The sequence below is a fragment of the Burkholderia sp. AU15512 genome (assembly GCF_002223325.1).
In the GTDB taxonomy this organism is placed as follows: domain Bacteria; phylum Pseudomonadota; class Gammaproteobacteria; order Burkholderiales; family Burkholderiaceae; genus Burkholderia.
In genome coordinates this window covers 1-755 of sequence record NZ_NKEX01000016.1, presented here as the reverse complement: position 1 = coordinate 755, position 755 = coordinate 1, and the positions used below count along the sequence as shown (strand labels likewise).

1 protein-coding gene is annotated in these 755 nt (G+C 64.4%); it reads left to right on the top strand.

The window, feature by feature from the left end; translation table 11 throughout:
• A partial coding sequence (locus tag CFB43_RS37425; RefSeq protein ID WP_144023190.1) for an aminotransferase class III-fold pyridoxal phosphate-dependent enzyme occupies nucleotides 1-755 on the top strand: 755 nt, incomplete at both ends.

Genomic DNA, 755 nt, shown 5'->3' with positions numbered 1-755 from the left:
GGCAGCCGCGTGATCGTGAAGGCCGACGGCGTCTACCTGTGGGACTCGGACGGCAACAAGGTGATCGACGGGATGGCCGGCCTCTGGTGCGTGAACGTCGGCTACGGCCGCAAGGAACTCGCCGACGCCGCGTATCGCCAGATCCAGGAACTGCCGTTCTACAACACGTTCTTCAAGACCACGCATCCGCCGGTGATCGAGCTCTCCGCGATGCTCGCGGAAGTCACGCCGGCCGGCTTCAACCACTTCTTCTATTGCAACAGCGGTTCGGAAGGCAACGACACCGTGCTGCGCCTCGTGCACCAGTACTGGCGCGTGCAGGGTCAGCCGCAGAAGAAGTATGTGATCTCGCGTAAGAACGGCTATCACGGCTCGACGATCGCCGGCGGCACGCTCGGCGGGATGGGCTACATGCACGAGCAGATGCCGTCGAAGGTCGAGCACATCGTGCACATCGACCAGCCGTATTTCTTCGGCGAAGCAGCGGCCGGCGAAACGCCGGAAGCATTCGGCCTGGCGCGCGCGCAGCAGCTCGAAGCGAAGATCCTCGAACTCGGCGCGGAGAACGTCGCGGCGTTCATCGGCGAGCCGTTCCAGGGCGCGGGCGGCGTGATCTTCCCGCCGTCGACGTACTGGCCGGAAATCCAGCGGATCTGCCGCAAGTACGACATCCTGCTGGTGGCCGACGAAGTGATCGGCGGCTTCGGCCGCACCGGCGAATGGTTCGCACACCAACACTTCGGTTTCGAACCCGA